Genomic DNA, 21,201 nt, shown 5'->3' on the forward strand with positions numbered 1-21,201 from the left:
ATTTATAATTTATACCCTAAAGATGCTCCGATATTAAAAGTCCGATTATTCCCAAACATTTTATTGGTACTACTATTTTTAAATGTCTTCGTAAATGTCGGAAGGTAATCACAATATATACCCAACTGAAAAGGAAAAAGATCGTAATAAAATCCTGTAGTGCATTTTAGCCCGATTGAAATTTTATTAATATGCGGAATATTGGGTTCAACAAGCTCGTGTATTGATGCATTGTTAAAATCAACCCCATCTTTCATATTTATGTCAAATCGAGGGCCTATACCGCAATAAAATATTGATTTTCTCAATTGAGCTTTCAAATTGAAGGTAGTGTTTACTGTTATGCAATCTATATATAGCGTTTCCACTCCACTACTACTGAAATATTCCTCTACAAGGCCTAATGTTACTTTTCCTCCTTTTCTAAAATATCCGACATTGCTTGATAAAAAACAGAAACCTTTATCAAAATAATCTAAACCAATAGACAGTTGGAAATGATTTGCTCTTTCTTCGTACATAGTTTTTTTTGTAGAAGAAAATGAAACTCCGCTCTCTATCTTTAACCTTTGAGTTAAAGCATTTTGAGAAAAAACTATCAGAAAAAATAACACCAATAAATATTTAAACATAATATTTGAATTTGATTTAATTAATTAACGTAAACAAAATATTTTTATTACATTTATTCGGTATTTTTTTACAATAAATATCAATAATATTTTTAGAATAATAAAATGAACATGAAAACAAAAAACTATCTACTATTGTTATTTGGCATTACTTCTATATTATTTATTAACTGTTCTAATGAAGAAGAGATTACAGGTATTAATACCATGCAAGATGTTGATTTCTCACGCATGTCTGATGAAGAACTTAATATTTATGCAGAATCTGTAAAAGCTATAACGATGGACTCGCTTTGTTCATTGATTAGAACCTATGAAAAGGAAAATCCGAACTTGATGGAAATCGAGCATCAAAAGAAGATTGATAAATATAAAAGCACGCATCCTGCTACCAAGGACATGCCACCTTTGCCACCATATAAGTTTTTCTATGGATATAGTAGCTATGAATTGCTTCAAAGTAAAGTCAAGGTGCTTTTGAGGAATTCTCCGACTAACATTGGTACTGGAATTTATTTTGTTGATTTATACAATGTAACCAAGATTGTATATATGTATATTGATGGTTTATATATGGTTCCTCTCCCTTCACCAAGTTGCGGTTTTGACCCTAATGCAATCGGTAAAGGAGAAAGAGGCTTTACTGTTAGCCAAAATGGACGACAATGTACTATGCGAACAGTTGGATACCAAGTGTTATATCACGCTACAGGTGGAGGTGTTTACAAATTCGACCCCCCTCTGGACGAACTAGAGTACAGGTATAAAATTTTGGATTTTAACAATTAGTATAAGGCGCATGTATCAGGTATAACACATGCGCCTACCACAATAAAAACCTTTGCAATTAAATTTTATTATGTTTTTAAACATGAGATAGGAACGAAGAGTTTATTTAGCTCAAATGACTACTCCCCCATATGGAAAATATAAAGAAAAATGTTCTTAATCTATCATCAGGTTTCACATACTATTCAATAACTGTATGTTTGTTTACCGGATCAAACAATTAAATAAATCTATATTGAGGCAACAGGCCTATTTTAGAAATAAAACCTCAATCCGCCCAATACATTGACACGATTTATTCCGCTCTTTTCATCCTTCTTTAGTTCAACTCCATCCCGTTTCGGCAAGTTACTTGCAATTGAACTGGCTGATACGCCAAGTCCCACATGGCTCGACAACATATATTCTAATCCCATAGTGACATGTGCGCCAAATCCGGCAGTACTGTAATAGGGTTCATTATAAAGAAAAAGCCCCATGCCTACTCCGCACTTCAGAATCCATTTATCAAACTTTGTACGTAATGCAACCTCCGGTGCCAGATAAGACAGCACCATATCTCCTCCCGGAAGCTCCGCTTTAAAACCAGAATATTGCATACCTACTCCCCATCCGGAAGTCCATATATGCTCATAGCCAAGCTTCCACTCTAAACCGCTCTTACTCCCCAAAGACACATTATTAGCATCATAGATTTTACTGCTTATCCAACCATACCCCAAGCTAACTTCAAAGGTATTAGCAGGTGCCGGATTCCTCCGCTCAGGTTGCTTCTTGTCTCTGGCCACTACGAAGTTCATATCGATGGCATACTGTACAGGATTTGCCCTCAATGTATCCACCACATTATCTTTCAGGTAAAGCATCAATCCGGATATCTGATGGCACGAACTTCTCCAGAAAGACGGATCCTCATGCCAGGTTATAGCAAAACCATTTCCACCGGCTTTACCAACAGCCTCCTGTGCAAGATGAACGACCTCATTATACCGGCATTTTGTAGCCGTACCGGGATCTATAACAGAAACGCGTCCAATGGCTTCGGCAGTGTTGGGCACTGTCTCTCCCAATTCAAAGACCCGAACAGAATCGGCCGGAACTGGATTTGGATAAGTTTTTATCAGATTTGTCACGACTTTGGGTGAACAGGAAGCTAAAAGTAGCAATACGGAGATTGACAATAGATTAGTTAGTTTCATAAAGCTTTGTATTATTAAGTTTGTTTTAATGTATGAGTTTTGCCATCTGTCTGCAATATTCGAGCAACATCTTCTTTTATACACAGAAAATAATGATTCCTTATTTCAATGTCTCTGCATCCCATATTACTCCAATGACAAAGATAAACACATTTTTTAATTAAAATACAATAAAGGAGTGCGTAATAGGGTTCAAATATCTATTTTACTGCCGAAAAGGAGAGCTTTTTAATCACGTAGCCAGACAATATACACCAAATAGCAGAACTTTTTTCGTAACTTTGCACCGTTTGCAAATAAGGATTGAACAAATGGATTTTAGGTATGATGTTATTGTAATTGGTGCCGGACATGCAGGCTGTGAAGCGGCTGCCGCTTCGGCCAATCTGGGTTCAAAGACTTGTCTGATCACGATGGATATGAATAAAATCGGGCAGATGAGTTGTAATCCGGCTATAGGTGGTATTGCCAAAGGACAAATTGTACGCGAAATAGATGCACTTGGTGGACAAATGGGGCTGATAACAGATAAAACAGCTATCCAGTTTCGCATACTAAACCGGTCGAAAGGGCCGGCAATGTGGAGTCCACGCGCACAATGTGACCGCAATAAATTTATAGGAGCATGGAGAGAAGTATTGGAAAATACTCCCAATCTGCATATCTGGCAAGATACAGTGAAAGAATTACTCGTTGAAAACGGCGAAGTAACAGGGTTAATTACCATGTGGGGGGTCACTTTTCATGCGAAATGTATCGTACTCACAACCGGAACTTTCCTCAACGGATTGATGCATGTAGGTAAAAATATGCTTCCCGGAGGTCGTATGGCAGAACCTGCATCTTACGAATTAACCGAATCCATCGCACGCCATGGAATCAGTTACGGACGGATGAAAACAGGCACCCCTGTACGAATAGACGGACGAAGTGTACACTATGAATTAATGGACACACAGGATGGAGAAGCCGACTTTCATAAATTCTCATTTATGGATACAAATGTACGCCATCTTAAACAACTGCAATGCTGGACCTGCTTTACCAATCCGGAAGTGCACAACATTCTTCGTGAAGGATTATCAGAATCCCCCCTTTTCAACGGACAAATTCAAAGTATAGGACCGCGTTATTGCCCTAGCATAGAAACCAAGATTGTTACCTTCCCGGATAAAGAACAGCACCAGTTATTTCTGGAGCCAGAAGGAGAAACCACACAAGAATTGTATCTGAATGGTTTTTCATCTTCATTGCCTATGAACATACAGATCGAAGCTCTGAAAAAAGTTCCGGCATTTAAAGATCTGGTTATATACCGTCCCGGGTATGCGATTGAATACGATTTCTTTGACCCAACCCAATTAAAACATACGTTGGAATCGAAGATAATTAAGAATTTATTCTTTGCCGGACAAGTAAACGGAACTACCGGATACGAAGAAGCAGGTGGCCAAGGTATCATTGCCGGCATCAATGCACACATTAACTGCCAAGGTGGAGAACCATTTACACTGGCACGCGATGAAGCATATATTGGCGTATTAATCGATGACCTCGTTACCAAAGGAGTAGATGAGCCCTATCGTATGTTTACTTCCCGTGCAGAATACCGTATTCTTCTTCGCATGGACGATGCTGATATGCGTCTTACAGAAAAAGCCTGGAAATTAGGACTCGTCAAAGAAGATAGATATACTCTGCTGAAAAAGAAACGCGAAGCAGTGGAACGTATTATATCTTTTGCACGAAACTATTCGATAAAAGCGGCTCTTATTAATGATTCTCTTGAGAAATTAGGTACTACCCCGCTGCGTCATGGGTGTAAGTTAATTGATCTGATTAATCGTCCGCAGATAACAATAGAAAACATCGCAGAACATGTGCCGGCATTCAAACGTATACTTGACGAGATCACGGAGAGAAAAGAAGAAATTATTGAAGCCGCGGAAATTCTTATTAAATACGAAGGCTATATCGGACGAGAGCGTATCATTGCAGACAAACTGGCCCGATTGGAAAGCATCAAGATCAAAGGCAAGTTTGATTATAATTCTATCCAATCGCTTTCAACGGAAGCACGCCAAAAGCTAGCAAAAATAGATCCGGAAACAATCGCTCAGGCAAGTCGAATTCCAGGAGTATCGCCAAGTGACATCAACGTATTGCTGGTGCTTTCGGGAAGATAAGAACATGCGTTTCACGTGAAACAAAACATTTAAGAAAACGAAATAAATCCATGATTATGAGCAAAGAAAGGCTTATCAAAAGCATCCGGGAAATACCCAATTTCCCCATACCAGGAATTCTTTTTTATGACGTAACCACTCTATTCAAAGATGCTGTATGCCTGCAGGAACTTTCTGACGTAATGTATGAGATGTACAAAGACAAAGGCATCACAAAAGTAGTAGGTATTGAATCAAGAGGATTCATAATGGGCCCGATTCTTGCGACCCGTTTAAACGCAGGATTCATCCCTATACGTAAACCCGGTAAACTTCCGGCAGAAACCATCGAAGAGAGTTACGATAAAGAGTACGGAAAGGATACTGTGCAGATACACAAAGATGCACTCGATGAAAACGATGTAGTATTGCTACATGACGATTTATTGGCAACAGGAGGAACAATGAAAGCAGCTTGCGAGCTCGTAAAGAAACTAAAGCCAAAGAAAGTATATATAAACTTTATCATCGAACTAAAAGAGCTGAACGGTAAAGCAGTGTTTGGAGATGAGGTAGAAGTAGAATCCGTATTGTCTTTATAGATATAAATGTTATATTTGCAGGGCGTAGTTATTTTACTACGCCTTCTTTATATGGAAACAAACCAGGAACTGAAAACCAACGAATACTTGAAAGGGATTGTATCTAACCTCCCTGAAGGCCCCGGCATTTATCAATATCTGAATGCCGAAGGTACCATTATATACGTAGGAAAGGCCAAAAACTTAAAAAGAAGAGTATATTCCTACTTCAGCAAAGATCATGAGCCGGGGAAAACCAGAGTACTCGTCAGCAAAATCGCAGATATACGTTATATTGTCGTCAACTCTGAAGAAGATGCCCTGTTATTAGAAAACAACCTTATAAAAAAATATAAGCCGCGATATAATGTTCTGCTGAAAGACGATAAAACATACCCGTCTATTTGTGTACAAAATGAATATTTTCCACGAATATTCAAAACACGCAAGATCATTCGTAACGGTTCTTCGTATTATGGACCATACAGTCATGCACCATCCATGAATGCAGTGTTAGACCTAATAAAACATCTATATCCACTACGAACATGCAGCTTGAACTTGTCACCGGAAAACATACGCGCAGGCAAATTCAACGTTTGCCTTGAATACCATATAAAGAATTGCGCCGGACCTTGCATAGGACTCCAATCACAAGAGGAATATCTAAAGAATATCGATGAAATCAAGGAAATATTAAAAGGAAACACCCAGGAAATAAGTCGTATGTTATTCCAGCAAATGCAGGAATTAGCTGCTGAAATGAAGTTTGAAGAAGCACAAAAAATAAAAGAGAAATATACACTTATAGAAAATTACCGTTCAAAATCAGAAGTAGTAAGCTCGATATTACACAATATCGACGTATTTTCTATTGAAGAAGACGAGCACAATTCAGCATTTATCAACTATCTGCACATCACAAACGGAGCTATCAATCAGGCTTTCACCTTTGAGTACAAGAAAAAGCTAAACGAAAGCAAAGAGGAGCTTCTTACACTGGGAATCATTGAAATGCGGGAACGTTACAAAAGCTTTTCACGTGAAATCATCGTTCCTTTTGAAGTAGATATGGAGTTGAATAACGTCGTTTTCACCGTGCCCCAGCGAGGGGACAAAAAGAAACTGCTGGATCTCTCATTGCTCAATGTAAAACAATACAAAGCAGACCGGATGAAACAATCAGAAAAACTAAATCCGGAACAAAGAAGCATGCGACTAATGAAGGAGATCCAACAAGAGCTACATCTGGAAAAACCACCTCTACAAATAGAATGCTTTGACAACTCCAATATCCAGGGCTCAGACGCCGTAGCAGCTTGTGTTGTATTCAAGAAAGCAAAGCCATCGAAACAAGATTATCGAAAGTACATTATCAAAACCGTAGAAGGAGCCGATGACTACGCATCCATGAGAGAGGTCGTGAAACGGCGTTATCAGCGCGCTATAGAGGAAGATAGCCCCCTACCCGACCTCATCATTACAGACGGAGGAAAAGGGCAAATGGAGGCCGTAAGACAAGTTATGGAGAAATTACATTTAAACATCCCTATTGCAGGCCTTGCCAAAGACCGGAAACACCGTACCTCAGAGCTCTTATTCGGTTTCCCGCCTCAAACAATCGGATTAAAACAACACTCTCCACTTTTCAAATTACTGGAGCAGATACAAGATGAGGTACACCGTTTTGCTATTACTTTTCATCGTGATAAACGCAGTAAACGCCAGGTGGCTTCTGCCCTCGATACGATCAAGGGTATCGGAGACAAAACAAAAACCGCATTACTAAAAGAATTTAAGAGCGTAAAACGTATCAAAGAAGCCTCTTTAGAGGATATTAGCGCCATTATAGGCGAAAACAAAGCAAAAGTAATAAAAGAAAATCTGCAATAACAGAGACATTAAATACATTCACAGGTCATATGTCTCATTATAAATAAACGCAAAGCACATGTGATTTTACGAAAAAACTCCGTGAAACATGATTTTTCTATAGCGATTTTTGTAAATTTGCCTTTCCAATAAAACAAAAAAAGAGAAATGAGAGTAGTTATACAGCGCGTCAGCCATGCCTCAGTTACCATCAACGGAAATTGCAAATCGGCCATCAAAAGAGGAATGCTTATTCTGGTAGGCATCGAAGAAGCTGATGGAACAGAAGACATCGACTGGTTGTGTAAGAAAATAATAAATCTCCGCATCTTTGATGATGAAAATGGAGTCATGAATAAATCTGTCATAGATACAAACGGCGAAATACTGGTAATAAGCCAGTTTACTCTACATGCATCTACAAAGAAAGGTAACCGTCCGTCGTATATAAAAGCAGCCAAACCAGATATTTCAATCCCACTGTATGAACAATTCTGCACAGAACTTAGTTCTCTACTTGGAAAGGAAGTAGCCACAGGTGAATTCGGAGCAGATATGAAAGTAGAATTATTGAATGATGGTCCGGTAACTATTTGTATAGATACAAAAAACAAAGAATAATGACACTGGAAGAAGCACAAAAGCAGGTTGACCTGTGGATCAAGAAGTATGGAGTACGTTACTTTAGCGAACTCACAAATATGGCCGTACTCACCGAAGAAGTAGGCGAACTGGCACGTGTAATGGCCCGTAAATATGGTGATCAATCCTTCAAAGAAGGAGAAAAAGACAATCTGGAAGACGAAATGGCAGATGTACTTTGGGTACTCCTCTGCCTGGCTAACCAGACAGGCGTAAACCTCACTGAGGCCTTTACACGCAATCTGGAAAAGAAAACCAAAAGAGATAAGAAAAGACATATAAACAACCCCAAACTGAGTGACCATGGAACAGAATGACAGCCATCTGACTAAGTATGAAGCCGCATTGGCAAAGTACAATACAAACCTGAGCGACGCTGATGTACAAGCCCGGGTAGCTTCAATTATCGAAAACAAAGTAGCGGAAAACAACACAGAAGAGGTAAAAAAACTCCTTTTCAACTGTATTGATCTCACTACCCTCAACAGTACGGATAGTGACGAAAGCGTTATGAAATTTACTGAAAAGGTAAACAAGTTTGACGATGAATTTCCCGATTTAAAGAATGTAGCAGCAATTTGTGTATATCCCAACTTTTCAGAGGTAGTAAAAAACACATTAGATGTTGACGGCATTAATATTGCTTGTGTATCAGCAGGATTCCCGTCGTCACAAACGTTTATTGAGGTAAAAATAGCAGAGACAGCCATGGCACTGATGGAAGGTGCAGACGAAATAGACATTGTTATTTCTATCGGTAAATTCCTGAGTGGAGATTATGAAACAATGTGTGAAGAAATACAAGAGTTAAAAGACACTTGTAAAGAACGCCACCTGAAAGTAATTCTTGAAACCGGAGCACTGAAAACTGCTTCGAACATTAAAAAAGCCTCCATCCTATCAATGTACTCCGGAGCAGATTTTATCAAAACATCCACAGGAAAACAGCAACCGGCAGCCACTCCGGAAGCAGCTTACGTGATGTGCGAAGCCATTAAAGAGTATTACGAAAAGACCGGAAACAAAATTGGATTTAAACCTGCCGGAGGCATTAATACGGTAAATGATGCATTGATTTACTACACAATAGTAAAAGAGATTTTGGGAGAAGAATGGCTTAACAATAAGCTTTTCCGAGTGGGTACCAGCCGATTAGCAAACCTATTACTTTCTGACATTAAAGGCGAAGATATAAAATTCTTCTAATTCAAATAATCCGTGAGGATATGCCAAAGAGGCTTTGTGTTTTTTAAATAAAACATCAGATCCCCCCTTTTGTATATCCTCATTTATTATTCAAATATTTCCATCCGGTTAACCTTAGCACGAATATCATATCTATAATTAAGAAAAACTAAACTTCCTTACTTTAAGATACTCATTTTTTTACTATCTTTGCCGAGTATTAGCCCATAGAGAAAAGGCTAATAAACTGTATTAGAGAACGTTTCATTTATTATCTTTTCCTGGAATTCGGCAAAATTCATGTTATGAAAGGTAATAGGCAAACGGGTCTCACGCACCTTCACGTATATACTCTTGTTATATATCGAATGGAGCGTGAGACTGTTGCTTGTATCGTCATAACGGCTTGCCGAAGCCCCAGGAAAGATACAGAGCAACAGTTCTCACGCTTTTCGGTTAACAAAGAATTAAAAAAAACAAGGGTATGAAACAAAGCAGTATTTCATTACGGTTCAGCCGGAACGGAAAAGGCAATGCCTTATTAGCCAACAAAGAGCAAAGCCTGCTCATTGGACTTATTTCCAGTATACAAACAGGTCTTTTCGTGGATAGTCTGGAGACCGGCATGAGTAAAGATAAAGTCCGCCAGCTACTGGCAGAAATACCTCAACTCAAGCAAGAATCCTTCATTACAGAAATGCTGACTCTCCTCAAAAATGAAGGAGAACGTACTACATATTCCATCCTTTTACCTTATCTCCTGTCATCAGACAATGAAGAAGAGACAGAAACCATCCTCCGCAAGCGTTTTTTCGGCATAGAATCGTTTATACAGCGCGCTCACCATCTGCACTGGTTTATGAAGTATATACGCGAGAAAAACATCGTATCCATCGAAAAAGAAGATTTCGAACGAGGTATTCTGGCATGGGACATGGGGGAACTAATCACCTTAACACGTATGGCATTCGAAACAGGATATATTGATGAGCAGACTGCATGGGAATATATCAGATTTGCCGGTGAAAAATGTCGACAGATATTTAAAAATTGGGAAGAGATAGGTAAGAGTTACCTCATCGGACAGGCTATGAAAACGAATAAAAAAGAAGAAATAGACAACACAATCATAAGCTTCCTCTCAGCCACACAGAATGCAGAGAGTCCATGGAAAAAGTATTATTTATCTCTGTCAACTACATAATCAAGGTAAGCCTCAAGTGCAGTACATACATCAGAAGGGGGAAGCGAATGAAGCAAGTCAAGCGCTTTACCCTTATATAGCTCCATCATTTCAACAGCATACTCAATTCCTCCATTACACTTGGTAAAATCAACTAAACGCCCGATTTCATCAGGAGTAGCAACTCCTTCTTTGACTTTGACAGCCAGCTCTTGCGCCCAGGCACTATTTGTAGAATTCAGAGCATAAAGGACAGGTAATGTCAATTTACCTTCCAGCATATCATTTCCTGTTGGTTTACCTATCTCTTTACTTTCAAAGTAATCAAAAATATCATCCTTTATTTGGAAGCAGATGCCAATATATTCACCAAATAAACGCGAAAATTCCGCCTCTTCATCGCTTGCATTAACAGAAAGCGCAGCCGATTTAGTACAAGCAGCAAAAAGGGCTGCCGTTTTCTTACGAATAACATCAAAATAGATTTCCTCGGAAAAATGAGGATTACTTACATTGGAAAGTTGTAACAATTCTCCATCGGCAAGATCCTGACCTAAGCAAGATACAACATTAATAATTTCGTGACTCATCGTCTTTCCGGCATGCACAAGGCTTGTAGCCAACAAAAAATCACCAGCCAATACCGCCACTTTATTATTAAAAACGGCATTAACAGAAAGCTGTCCACGACGTTCTGTACTTTCATCAACTACATCATCGTGTACTAAACTGGCTGTATGAAGAAGCTCTAAAGAAACAGCAGCATGAAAAGTAGCAGGGCGTATAGCACCGTATAAACGTGCCACGAGGAGTACCAGGATAGGACGCATCATCTTCCCGTTTCTCCGCCGAATATGAGCAATCACATTATTTAGCAGGAAATTTGAACTGGAAAGAGAACTATCAAATAGTTTTTTGAAATCTTCCAGTTCCGTATTTATCGGAGACTTTATAAGAGACGAGCTATCCATATAATAACACTATTTGAGCACAAAAGTAATAATAAAACGGTTAATACCGTATTTTTTTGTACTTTTACCATGAAAAATTAGATAAATATGGACCAAAACAGTAAACTTTTCTTTTTAGACGCTTACGCACTTATATATCGGGCGTATTATGCCTTTATCAAAAATCCACGGATCAACTCCAAAGGTTTCAATACTTCAGCCATTCTCGGCTTTGTAAATACATTGGAAGATGTACTGAAAAAAGAAAACCCTACACATATCGGAGTTGCTTTCGATCCTTCGGGTCCTACTTTCCGGCACGAAGCCTACGAGCAATATAAAGCACAGCGCGAAGAAACTCCGGAAGCGATCCGCCTTTCCGTACCTATCATAAAAGATATCATTCGTGCTTATCGTATCCCTATCCTTGAAGTAGCGAGCTATGAAGCAGACGACGTTATCGGAACACTGGCAACCAAAGCCGGACAACAGGGGATCACAACCTATATGATGACACCTGACAAGGACTACGGCCAACTGGTAACAGAACACGTATTCATGTACCGTCCCAAGTATGGCGACAAAGAATTTGAGGTTATGGGTATAGAACAAGTCAAAGCGAAGTTCGATATTCAGTCACCTTCACAGGTTATTGATATGTTGGGGCTCATGGGTGATGCTTCAGATAACATTCCCGGATGTCCAGGTGTCGGAGAGAAAACAGCGCAAAAGTTAATTGCTGAATTTGGTAACATCGAAAATCTACTTGAACATACCGACCAATTAAAAGGAGCACTCAAAACAAAAGTAGAAACAAACCGGGAAATGATAACCTTCTCCAAATTCCTGGCAACCATAAAAACAGATGTACCTATCGAACTTGACATGAATGCATTGGTACGGGAACAGCCGGATGAAGAAGCACTTCGAAAAATTTTTGAAGAGCTGGAATTTCGTACACTAATGGAGAGAATCTTCAAAAAAGAGAGTCAGCCTCTCCCCTCTTCTGCAGGTCCGCTTTTTACACAAGAAAGTGGCCCAATTCAAGGCGATTTATTTGCAGAAATTACGCCCAACGGACCGATTGAAGAAAAAAAATCGAATCTAGACACATTAAAAACACTCAATGTCGACTATCAACTAATTGATAATAAGGAGAAAAGGAACAAAATTATTCAAAAGTTACTTACAACTAAAATTCTTGCGTTAGATACAGAAACAACTGGGACTGACCCAATGGAAGCCGAGTTGGTAGGAATGAGCTTCAGCGTTACCGAAAATCAGGGATTTTATATACCAATCCCTGCAGATCGGGAAGAAGCGTTAAAAATCGTAAATGAATTTAAAGAAATATTCGAAAACGAAAAATCGTTAAAAGTCGGGCAAAACATCAAATATGATATGATCGTTCTCCAAAATTACGGAGTTGAAGTAAAAGGTCCTCTTTTCGATACAATGGTAGCACATTATGTTCTTCAACCCGAACTTCGTCACGGAATGGATTATCTGGCGGAAATTTATCTGCATTATCAAACAATCCACATCGAAGAACTTATCGGACCGAAAGGAAAGAATCAGAAGAATATGCGTGATCTTGCCCCCGAAGCTATTTATCAATACGCCTGTGAAGATGCGGATGTTACACTGAAACTAAAGAATATATTAGAAAAAGAATTGAAAGAGAACGGTGCTGAGCAATTATTCTATGAAATAGAAATGCCTCTGGTACCTGTATTGGTAAATATCGAAAGCAATGGAGTACTTCTGGATACAGAAGCGCTCAGACAGTCTTCAAAACATTTCACAACACAAATGGAGGCTATTGAACAAGAGATTTATCAGTTGGCAGGCGAAGAATTCAATATCGCTTCACCCAAACAGGTAGGTGAGGTATTATTTGATAAACTCAAAATTATCGATAAAGCAAAGAAGACCAAGACCGGCCAATATGTTACATCAGAAGAGGTACTCGAAAGCCTGCGTCACAAACATCCTGTAGTAGAAAAAATTCTGGAACATCGTGGACTAAAGAAACTGTTAAGTACCTATATCGACGCTCTTCCTCTGTTAATAAACCCACGTACAGGCCGTGTACACACCTCTTTTAACCAAACGGTAACAGCGACCGGACGCCTTAGCTCCAGCAATCCGAATTTACAAAACATCCCCATCCGGGATGAAAATGGAAAAGAGATACGCAAAGCATTCATTCCTGACGAAGGTTCTCTTTTCTTCTCTGCCGACTATTCACAAATAGAGCTACGAATTATGGCGCACCTGAGCGAAGATAAAAATATGATAGACGCATTCCTAAGCGGTTATGATATTCACGCAGCTACAGCAGCCAAAGTATATAAAACCGATATAAAAGAGGTAAATCCGGATATGCGCCGTAAAGCTAAAACTGCCAATTTTGGTATCATTTATGGTATCTCTGTCTTCGGTCTGGCTGAACGAATGAATGTAGATCGTAAAGAGGCTAAAGAGCTCATAGACGGCTATTTTGAGACCTATCCCCAGGTAAAGGCTTATATGGATAAAAGTATTGAGGTAGCACGCGAAAAAGGCTATGTAGAAACTATTTTTCACAGGAAACGCTTCTTACCGGACATCAATTCACGCAACGCTGTAGTACGCGGATATGCTGAACGCAATGCTATTAATGCTCCGATCCAGGGAAGTGCAGCCGACATCATCAAAGTTGCAATGGCTCGTATCTACGAACGCTTCAAACGTGAAGGATTAAAAGCAAAAATGATATTACAAGTACACGATGAATTGAATTTCAGTGTTCCGGTAGAGGAAAAAGAACAAGTGGAACAAGTTGTCATTGAAGAAATGGAGAAAGCTTACCGGATGCATGTTCCTCTGAAAGCTGATTGTGGCTGGGGAAAAAACTGGTTAGAAGCTCATTAAAAAGACAATTATTACCTGCTGAAACATTTATAACATTAATTAACTTATCAAACAGAAAGCTGCTAAATACTTCATTAAACACGCGAACTGTTTAAACATATATCCGGCAAATAATCTGCCGGATATTTTTTTATCATTAACACCTGCAAAAAGAAAGTTATACAAGAGAACACACACTATCATTATGACAATAAATTAATTCATTTTAAGTATTAATATCCATTTAATATGTAACTTTGCAGCAAATAAAGAGATTTAATATAACATAATGATAATATAACCCTAAAAACAGTATAGTCATGAAAGTAAATGTTTCCATAAGAACAATCGCATTATCAGCAGCTCTTTTTGTAGGTAGCCTGACCGTCTCAGCTCATAATAACGACAGAAATCTCATCTACAACTCAGAAGAAAAAGACGGAGTAATGGTAGAACAAACCGTTTATAAAAAGGAAGGTACTGCACTCGCTAACTATATGAAATACAACTATAAGTATAACGATCAGAAACGTATGACAGAAAGCGAAGCGCTCAAATGGAATGCCAGCAGCCAAAAATGGGAAAATAGCTTGCGCATTACTTATACTTATGAAGGCAAAACCGTAACTACCAATTATTACAAATGGAACAGCAAGAAGAATAGCTATATTCTTGTTCCGGAAATGACAGTTACAATGGACGATACAAATATCTGATACAAATATTCTCTCTAATTTTACACTTTACATTAATACAACAAAAGGCTGGAATTTATATTCCGGCCTTTTCTGTGCCACGTGGAACAAATCGATAAGTGCTAAGACATTACAAGAAATTTAGTATCTTTGTTTTCTCTTTATTAAGTAAGATTTTCCCAGATGGACGAACAGTTAAAAGAATACATAGAAACGGTTATTATTCCACAGTATGAATCGTTTGATAAAGCACATAATTTAATGCATGTAAATGCCGTAATAGCGGAGAGTCTGGAACTTGCCAAAGATTACCCTGTACGTGCAGATATGGTATATGTCATTGCCGCCTATCATGACACAGGACTGTACAAAGACAGGGCAACTCATCACCTTATTTCAGGAACTATTCTTGAAAATGACACGAGACTCCGTCAATGGTTTTCTGCCGAAGAAATACAAACAATGAAAGAGGCCGTAGAAGATCATAGAGCTTCTTCAAATCACGAGCCACGCAGCATTTATGGAAAAATTGTAGCCGAAGCAGACAGGATCATAGACCCAGAAATTACATTGAGAAGAACTGTACAATATGGATTAAAACAAAATCCATCAGGAAACAAGGAATGGCATTATGAACGCTTTCTTAATCATCTCCTGAATAAATATGCCGAAGGAGGATATTTAAAACTATGGTTTGAAAACTCAAAGAACGGAGAAAGGCTAAAAGAGTTAAGAGCTCTAATAAATAACCGAAAACAGCTAAAAGAGACTTTTGCCAGAATGTTTATGGAAGAAAAATAATCACAAGAGTTATATAAAAAACAAATCTACACCACCATTTCACAACATTCGGTTCGCCTTTTTGTTATAAGTACCAAATGGGCGCTCACAAACAGAACTCATCAATAAAAAAATAGCCGGAGACTTTTTCACAAAAGCTCCGGCTCAACCAGTTACATAGAATTGATCATCTAAAAACCAAAAAACATTCAATTCCTACCTAACATCACAAAGATAACATTAAAAAGGATAATATGAAATACCATTTTTGCGAAAAATGAGTATTTTACCGCAAATCACATATAAAATGTCTAAATAAGTGCTTATACAACAAAAAAAATCAGATAAGACAGAAACGTTCCTGTAATTCTTTCAAAAATCCACGCGAAATACACAGGTCTTTTCGCTCATTAAAAGGGGGATAAAGCTGACATTGCTTGCCATTAATAACAGCCAAATAGCCGACATTAATAATAACCGACTGGCTGATCTGTACAAATGATACTGAATAACTTATAATATCCTCTGCTTTTGTATTCTTTTTAAGACTTAGTTTTGTCTGATTAAAAAGAGTCACCTGCCACTGCCGTTTATCCTTAGAATATTCAAAAAAACCAATTTCCTCAATACGAAGTAGTTTGAAACCAGTTACACTACTGATCATAAACGTATCCCGCTGTGGCAATAACGCAGCGATAGATGCCGAAAATGAAGGAGTAACCTGATGAGTGGCCATTGCCTTCCGGTAGCGTTCTATAATCCCATCTAATTCTTCTGTACCGAAAGGTTTCAATAAGTAATCAAACGCCGACTCCCGCAAAGCCTGAAGTAGATATTTATCATATGCCGTATAGAAAATAACTTTCATATCCCATACAATCTCATCACGCATGTCACTCAGTAGTCTGATACCCAGCACATCCGGCAACTCTATATCCAAAAACAGTAAATCCGGACGTTGTTCCATTATTATTTTCTTCCCTTTAACTCCATTGACAGCCGTACCCCTGATTGACATATCAGGATAAGCCGTAAGCCTCTTTTTCAAATCTTCTGTCGCCGTATAGTCATCATCTATAATTACGACTTTATAAATTTCGTTCATTGTCATCATAAATCATAAGAATATTTGCATGGGATATACACAGAAATACAAGTCCCTGTTTGTTGTCCATCGGCAAGATTTTTTATTTCAAAACAGATCTTCTCTCCCTTATTTTTCTGATTGAGTAACTGGATAGTCTGATAAAGAACTTTCAAACCTGTACCCGTTCCTCTGGAGGGAGATATCATATGGGGAAGATATCCCCTACCATTATCTACAATTATTATCCGAACACCATTGCCTTCAGGAATTACAGAAATAGTAAGCCGCTTCTCTCCTTCGATTCCGGCAAGTCCATGTTTCATAGCATTCTCTACCGGAATCTGTATAATCATAGAAGGAATAATAACCTGTTCTGTATTCAATTTGTCATCGACTGACAATGTCAATATAAAATCATTTCCCAAGCAGATCCGTTCCAAGTTAATATAAGTCTGCACAAAATCCAGTTCTCCCCGAAGCGGAATACTTAACTTTTCGGTTAACTCCAGGCTTTTTCTTAAAAGTTTTACTAAGCCTACCAACCCCTCCCGTTCTTCTTCAGAACCTTTGAAATGACTAATCTCTCTATTCAGTACATTAAAAGTAAAATGAGGCGAAATATGATTACGTATGTTTTCCATGCGAAGACGACTTATCTGGTTCAAATGCCGTTCCTGCAAGAAAGCACGCTTTTTCTTCATCAACCAGTAAAAAACACTCAATGCAGCTATTAAAACGATACAACCAATAGCCCAGATAAACGATGTCAAACGCAACACCTGCATTTCACTCTTTTGCCTCTCTATCACCAATTCACGCCGCATCACAATCGTATCCTGACGATAACGCATGTCAAGTTCCGCTACACGCGTACGAACCCGCTCGTTCCGAATAGAATCATTCAGTGCGACATCCTGCTTCAGATACTCATAAGCACGTCTGTAATCACCTGTACGTTCGTAATAATGCTCCAGATATTGATTCCGGATATTTATCATATTCGCATCAATGTGTACGCCAGGCGTTGCATTGGCAATCAACCTGCCAGCCCGTGAAATATCACCTTGCTTTAAAGCAAGCTCTATCAACTGGGTTTCTATGTAATAAAGTGCTGAACGGTTATTTATCTCCGTGAAATAGCGATAGCTGTCATTCAGATAGATTTGAGCCGAGTCCAGTTTACCATTCAACATATAAAGTTCTCCCAGATTTCCTTTACTAAGATTCCGCTCAAAAATCATTTGAGGATAATCATCCAATACATGTAATCCTCTACTGATATAGTATTCGGCTTGTAAGTAATCCTTTTTGTAATAAAAATGATTCCCTCTGTTATTGAGATATCCCCATTTCTCATATGGATTCATTTCCTGATAATAACTTCCTGCCAGTTCATAGTAATAATTGGAAAGTTCAAAATCACGTAACTCCATGTAAGTCTGCCCTAATCCCCAGTAAACAGTCCATTTCTTTGTATCAGGTAACTGGAGTGAATCACAAATAAACAATCCCCTACGATAATAGAAGGCTCCATCGGCATAATTACCCAAATGATTACTGGCATCTGCCAAATTAAAACAAAGTTCGGGAAGATTAAAAACATTATTTCCCAACCGCTGCTCTTCATATGCCTTTCGATAATATGCCAGAGATGAATCAGGCTCTGCTTTCTGTATCCAGTAATTACCGGTCATATTATAAACATTCGTCTTAATATCATGTACGGAAGGAGAATCGGGCGCTTCCCTGCAAAAGCGGGAAATTATCTGATTATAATATAGCACAGAGTCAAAGTCAGAAGAGGCAAAGCAAGCTTTTACGTAATGATTCATTAATCTATAGAAAGTAAGACTATCTGTGGCTTTTGCCATTCCGTTACGCAACAGATTACGGGCATACGTATTATTAGCAAATAAAGAATCTCTTGCCTGTTTTTCCAGCGAATCAGTCTGAGTATTCTTTTTTATTGCTTCTCCTGTTTGTGTGTGTTCTCCGCAACCATTGATACACAAGAATAAACAAATTATTGCAAACCCTTTGATGGTTTTATTCCCCATAAACTTCTTTGTTAATAGAATGTCGCAACAAAGATAGAAAAATGTGCATAATATTTCTTACCTTTGTAGCCAATTAATTAGAAAAGGAATCTAATGAGTCCACTAAATTTCACCCACATTCTGACACAGGCAGTCGATGAGCTTTCGGAAAGCGAATCATACAAAGGACTGTTCCATCAACACAAGGACGGCGAGCCCTTGCCTTCGGCACGGGTATTGTGTGACGTCATCGAGCTGGCACGCTCTATTCTTTTCCCCGGATATTTTGGAAATTCTACTATCAACAGTCGTACAATCAACTATCACATAGGGGTTAACATTGAAAGATTATTTGATCTGCTGACTGAGCAGATTTTAGCCGGACTCTGTTTCGGAAGTAATGAAGGATGTGATACCTGCAATGATTCTTTACGAGAAGAAGCTGCCCGCCTGGCTGCTAAATTTATCAGCAAATTACCACACATGCGTCGTGTATTGGCAACAGATGTAGAAGCAGCCTACAATGGTGATCCTGCAGCTCAGAGTTTTGGCGAAGTAATTTGTTGCTATCCAGCTATCAGAGCTATCAGCAACTATCGTATCGCTCACGAACTATTAGAACTGGGAGTACCACTGATCCCCCGTATTATAACAGAAATGGCCCATAGCGAAACAGGTATAGACATTCATCCCGGAGCACAGATAGGTAGTTATTTCACCATTGACCATGGAACGGGTGTGGTAATCGGAGCAACCAGTATCATTGGCAATAACGTAAAACTCTATCAGGGTGTCACACTAGGAGCCAAAAGTTTCCCTCTGGATACTGATGGTAAGCCGATTAAAGGTATTCCCCGCCATCCGATACTGGAGGATAACGTTATAATCTACTCAAATGCAACTATATTAGGACGTATTACCATTGGACGCGATGCCACAGTAGGGGGTAATATCTGGGTAACAGAAGATGTTCCCGCAGGAGCGAGAATCGTACAGACGAAAGCAAAGAAATAATGGCCCAATGTGCGAACATGCCAATGTGCCAATTGAGAGAATCAGATATTAACAATTTGAAAAAATAACAACTTTAACGCGCCAGCCAATTGGCATATCACCACATTGGCATATTGGCACATTATTCATTATGAGCGAACAATTTGAAATGATTGCCAAAACCTTCCAAGGACTGGAAGAAGTACTGGCCGAAGAACTGACAGTGCTGGGAGCAAACGACGTACAAATAGGCCGGCGAATGGTTTCATTCTCTGGAGACAAGGAAATGATGTATAAAGCAAACTTCTGCCTGCGTACTGCCATCCGCATTCTGAAACCAATCAAACATTTCAAGGCCAAAGATGCCGACGAGGTTTATGATCAGATCAAAGCCATTGCCTGGGAGGAAATACTCGATGTAAACAAAACATTCGCTGTAGATGCCGTCGTATTTAGTGATGAATTCCGTCATTCTAAGTTCGTTTCTTACAAAGTTAAAGATGCCATTGTCGACTATTTCCGTGAGTTGAATGGTAAACGTCCGTCCGTTCGCATTAATAGACCGGATGTATTACTGAACATTCATATTGCGCAAACCACCTGTACCCTTTCACTAGATTCCTCCGGTGAATCACTTCACCGCCGCGGCTATCGTCAGGAAGCTGTAGAAGCACCACTCAATGAAGTTCTTGCTGCCGGAATGATTCTAATGACGGGATGGAGAGGAGAATGTGACCTTATTGACCCGATGTGCGGTTCAGGTACCATCCCTGTAGAAGCTGCATTGATTGCCCGTAACATTGCTCCGGGAGTATTCCGTAAGGAGTTCGCATTTGAAAAATGGGTGGATTTTGATCAGGATATGTTTGATAATCTATATAATGACGATAGCCAGGAACGTGAATTCACACACAAAATATATGGCTATGATAATAACCCTAAGGCAAACGAAATAGCCACACACAATGTGAAGGCAGCAGGGGTTTCTAAAGATATCATTCTGAAGTTACAACCCTTCCAGCAATTTGAGCAACCGGCAGAAAAATCTATCATCATCACCAACCCTCCTTACGGTGAACGTATTTCTACCAATGATCTTTTAGGATTATACAGCATGATTGGCGAACGTCTGAAGCACGCTTTCGTTGGAAATGATGCCTGGGTACTCTCCTATCGTGAGGAATGCTTCGACCAGATCGGCCTGAAACCCAGTCAAAAAACGCCATTATTCAACGGAGCATTGGAATGTGAGTTCCGCAAATATCAGATATTCGACGGAAAGTACAAAGAGTTCAAAGGCCAGGAAGGCGAAGAAGAAAATAAAGAAGGTGCTCCCAAAGAAAAAAGAGAATTTAAACCTCGCCGTGAAGAGGGCGGACGTAGCTTTTCAAGTGACAGAGACAGAAAACCGAGAGAAGGACGAAACTTCAACGGAGACAGAAAGCCAAAGGAGTTTAAGAAGAACTGGGAACCGAGAGGTGATAAGAAGGAATAATAGATGAACTTGTTATCATAGA

General features: G+C 39.0%; 18 protein-coding genes. 13 read left to right on the top strand and 5 right to left on the bottom strand.

The window, feature by feature from the left end:
* Positions 1–2: 2 nt before the first annotated feature.
* Positions 3–632: a hypothetical protein gene (locus tag VCM39_RS21825; protein WP_147351256.1), complete on the bottom strand. Its 630-nt coding sequence runs from the start codon at positions 630–632 to the stop codon at positions 3–5.
* A 111-nt stretch (positions 633–743) separates the two neighbouring features.
* Here VCM39_RS21825 and VCM39_RS21830 point away from each other — a divergent pair, with 111 nt between their 5' ends.
* Positions 744–1,421, top strand: coding sequence for a hypothetical protein (locus VCM39_RS21830; RefSeq protein WP_044157887.1), 678 nt, complete (start codon positions 744–746; stop codon positions 1,419–1,421).
* A 254-nt stretch (positions 1,422–1,675) separates the two neighbouring features.
* Here VCM39_RS21830 and VCM39_RS21835 read toward each other — a convergent pair whose 3' ends face one another.
* On the bottom strand, positions 1,676–2,620 hold the full coding sequence (locus VCM39_RS21835; protein WP_322933585.1) for a hypothetical protein: 945 nt from the start codon (positions 2,618–2,620) through the stop codon (positions 1,676–1,678).
* A 311-nt stretch (positions 2,621–2,931) separates the two neighbouring features.
* On the opposite strand from VCM39_RS21835, the gene mnmG reads away from it, so the two are divergent.
* The 7 genes from mnmG to VCM39_RS21870 all read left to right on the top strand — a co-directional run bounded on the left by mnmG (position 2,932) and on the right by VCM39_RS21870 (position 10,269).
* Positions 2,932–4,806, top strand: a complete 1,875-nt coding sequence (gene mnmG, locus VCM39_RS21840) for a tRNA uridine-5-carboxymethylaminomethyl(34) synthesis enzyme MnmG (protein ID WP_322933584.1) — start codon at positions 2,932–2,934, stop codon at positions 4,804–4,806.
* Positions 4,807–4,856: 50 nt separating this feature from the next.
* A complete protein-coding gene (locus VCM39_RS21845; protein WP_323674018.1) occupies positions 4,857–5,387 on the top strand; it encodes an adenine phosphoribosyltransferase in 531 nt (176 codons plus the stop codon).
* A gap of 51 nt (positions 5,388–5,438) precedes the next feature.
* A complete protein-coding gene (gene uvrC / locus VCM39_RS21850; protein WP_322933582.1) occupies positions 5,439–7,259 on the top strand; it encodes an excinuclease ABC subunit UvrC in 1,821 nt (606 codons plus the stop codon).
* 147 nt (positions 7,260–7,406) lie between these two features.
* Positions 7,407–7,859, top strand: a complete 453-nt coding sequence (gene dtd / locus VCM39_RS21855) for a D-aminoacyl-tRNA deacylase (RefSeq protein WP_221648442.1) — start codon at positions 7,407–7,409, stop codon at positions 7,857–7,859.
* The gene (locus VCM39_RS21860; RefSeq protein WP_221648441.1) at positions 7,859–8,197 is read left to right on the top strand and encodes a nucleotide pyrophosphohydrolase; all 339 of its coding nucleotides are present in this window, start codon (positions 7,859–7,861) and stop codon (positions 8,195–8,197) included. Before dtd ends, VCM39_RS21860 begins: the two co-directional genes overlap by 1 nt.
* Positions 8,184–9,086: a deoxyribose-phosphate aldolase gene (deoC, locus tag VCM39_RS21865; protein ID WP_322933581.1), complete on the top strand. Its 903-nt coding sequence runs from the start codon at positions 8,184–8,186 to the stop codon at positions 9,084–9,086. Before VCM39_RS21860 ends, deoC begins: the two co-directional genes overlap by 14 nt.
* A 463-nt stretch (positions 9,087–9,549) precedes the next feature.
* Positions 9,550–10,269, top strand: coding sequence for a DUF1266 domain-containing protein (locus tag VCM39_RS21870; protein WP_322933580.1), 720 nt, complete (start codon positions 9,550–9,552; stop codon positions 10,267–10,269).
* Here the strand turns inward: VCM39_RS21870 and VCM39_RS21875 are convergent.
* Complete coding sequence (locus VCM39_RS21875; RefSeq protein ID WP_221648438.1) at positions 10,245–11,219, bottom strand: polyprenyl synthetase family protein; 975 nt, start codon at positions 11,217–11,219, stop codon at positions 10,245–10,247. The genes VCM39_RS21870 and VCM39_RS21875 overlap by 25 nt on opposite strands.
* Before the next feature lie 87 nt (positions 11,220–11,306).
* Between VCM39_RS21875 and polA the strand changes: the two genes are divergently transcribed.
* From polA to VCM39_RS21890, 3 genes are all read left to right on the top strand, one after another.
* Positions 11,307–14,114 carry a DNA polymerase I gene (polA, locus tag VCM39_RS21880; RefSeq protein WP_322933579.1) on the top strand — a complete coding sequence of 936 codons (2,808 nt, stop codon included), beginning with the start codon at positions 11,307–11,309 and terminating at the stop codon, positions 14,112–14,114.
* A 299-nt stretch (positions 14,115–14,413) separates the two neighbouring features.
* Positions 14,414–14,809: a DUF3836 domain-containing protein gene (locus tag VCM39_RS21885; RefSeq protein ID WP_289292627.1), complete on the top strand. Its 396-nt coding sequence runs from the start codon at positions 14,414–14,416 to the stop codon at positions 14,807–14,809.
* 162 nt (positions 14,810–14,971) lie between these two features.
* Positions 14,972–15,589, top strand: a complete 618-nt coding sequence (locus VCM39_RS21890; protein ID WP_322933578.1) for an HD domain-containing protein — start codon at positions 14,972–14,974, stop codon at positions 15,587–15,589.
* Positions 15,590–15,908: 319 nt separating this feature from the next.
* Here VCM39_RS21890 and VCM39_RS21895 read toward each other — a convergent pair whose 3' ends face one another.
* On the bottom strand, positions 15,909–16,682 hold the full coding sequence (locus tag VCM39_RS21895) for a LytR/AlgR family response regulator transcription factor (RefSeq protein ID WP_221648434.1): 774 nt from the start codon (positions 16,680–16,682) through the stop codon (positions 15,909–15,911).
* On the bottom strand, positions 16,679–18,712 hold the full coding sequence (locus tag VCM39_RS21900; RefSeq protein WP_322933577.1) for a histidine kinase: 2,034 nt from the start codon (positions 18,710–18,712) through the stop codon (positions 16,679–16,681). The genes VCM39_RS21895 and VCM39_RS21900 overlap by 4 nt, the downstream gene beginning before the upstream one ends.
* A 93-nt stretch (positions 18,713–18,805) precedes the next feature.
* Between VCM39_RS21900 and epsC the strand changes: the two genes are divergently transcribed.
* Positions 18,806–19,705 (top strand): serine O-acetyltransferase EpsC, encoded by a 900-nt coding sequence (gene epsC, locus VCM39_RS21905; RefSeq protein WP_002558581.1) that lies wholly within the window; start codon positions 18,806–18,808, stop codon positions 19,703–19,705.
* Positions 19,706–19,835: 130 nt separating this feature from the next.
* Positions 19,836–21,179 (top strand): THUMP domain-containing class I SAM-dependent RNA methyltransferase, encoded by a 1,344-nt coding sequence (locus VCM39_RS21910; RefSeq protein WP_289292625.1) that lies wholly within the window; start codon positions 19,836–19,838, stop codon positions 21,177–21,179.
* Positions 21,180–21,201 lie beyond the last annotated feature (22 nt).

The organism is Bacteroides mucinivorans (genome assembly GCF_034654355.2).
GTDB classification, from domain to species: Bacteria; Bacteroidota; Bacteroidia; order Bacteroidales; family Bacteroidaceae; genus Bacteroides; species Bacteroides nordii.

Excerpts from the sequence above, each read along its gene's own strand:
- VCM39_RS21825 (WP_147351256.1), bottom strand. The coding sequence starts at position 632 with ATGTTTAAATATTTATTGGTGTTATTTTTTCTGATAGTTTTTTCTCAA.
- VCM39_RS21830 (WP_044157887.1), top strand. The coding sequence starts at position 744 with ATGAAAACAAAAAACTATCTACTATTGTTATTTGGCATTACTTCTATA.
- VCM39_RS21835 (WP_322933585.1), bottom strand. The coding sequence starts at position 2,620 with ATGAAACTAACTAATCTATTGTCAATCTCCGTATTGCTACTTTTAGCT.
- mnmG (WP_322933584.1), top strand. The coding sequence starts at position 2,932 with ATGGATTTTAGGTATGATGTTATTGTAATTGGTGCCGGACATGCAGGC.
- VCM39_RS21845 (WP_323674018.1), top strand. The coding sequence starts at position 4,857 with ATGATTATGAGCAAAGAAAGGCTTATCAAAAGCATCCGGGAAATACCC.
- uvrC (WP_322933582.1), top strand. The coding sequence starts at position 5,439 with ATGGAAACAAACCAGGAACTGAAAACCAACGAATACTTGAAAGGGATT.
- dtd (WP_221648442.1), top strand. The coding sequence starts at position 7,407 with ATGAGAGTAGTTATACAGCGCGTCAGCCATGCCTCAGTTACCATCAAC.
- VCM39_RS21860 (WP_221648441.1), top strand. The coding sequence starts at position 7,859 with ATGACACTGGAAGAAGCACAAAAGCAGGTTGACCTGTGGATCAAGAAG.
- deoC (WP_322933581.1), top strand. The coding sequence starts at position 8,184 with ATGGAACAGAATGACAGCCATCTGACTAAGTATGAAGCCGCATTGGCA.
- VCM39_RS21870 (WP_322933580.1), top strand. The coding sequence starts at position 9,550 with ATGAAACAAAGCAGTATTTCATTACGGTTCAGCCGGAACGGAAAAGGC.
- VCM39_RS21875 (WP_221648438.1), bottom strand. The coding sequence starts at position 11,219 with ATGGATAGCTCGTCTCTTATAAAGTCTCCGATAAATACGGAACTGGAA.
- polA (WP_322933579.1), top strand. The coding sequence starts at position 11,307 with ATGGACCAAAACAGTAAACTTTTCTTTTTAGACGCTTACGCACTTATA.
- VCM39_RS21885 (WP_289292627.1), top strand. The coding sequence starts at position 14,414 with ATGAAAGTAAATGTTTCCATAAGAACAATCGCATTATCAGCAGCTCTT.
- VCM39_RS21890 (WP_322933578.1), top strand. The coding sequence starts at position 14,972 with ATGGACGAACAGTTAAAAGAATACATAGAAACGGTTATTATTCCACAG.
- VCM39_RS21895 (WP_221648434.1), bottom strand. The coding sequence starts at position 16,682 with ATGATGACAATGAACGAAATTTATAAAGTCGTAATTATAGATGATGAC.
- VCM39_RS21900 (WP_322933577.1), bottom strand. The coding sequence starts at position 18,712 with ATGGGGAATAAAACCATCAAAGGGTTTGCAATAATTTGTTTATTCTTG.
- epsC (WP_002558581.1), top strand. The coding sequence starts at position 18,806 with ATGAGTCCACTAAATTTCACCCACATTCTGACACAGGCAGTCGATGAG.
- VCM39_RS21910 (WP_289292625.1), top strand. The coding sequence starts at position 19,836 with ATGAGCGAACAATTTGAAATGATTGCCAAAACCTTCCAAGGACTGGAA.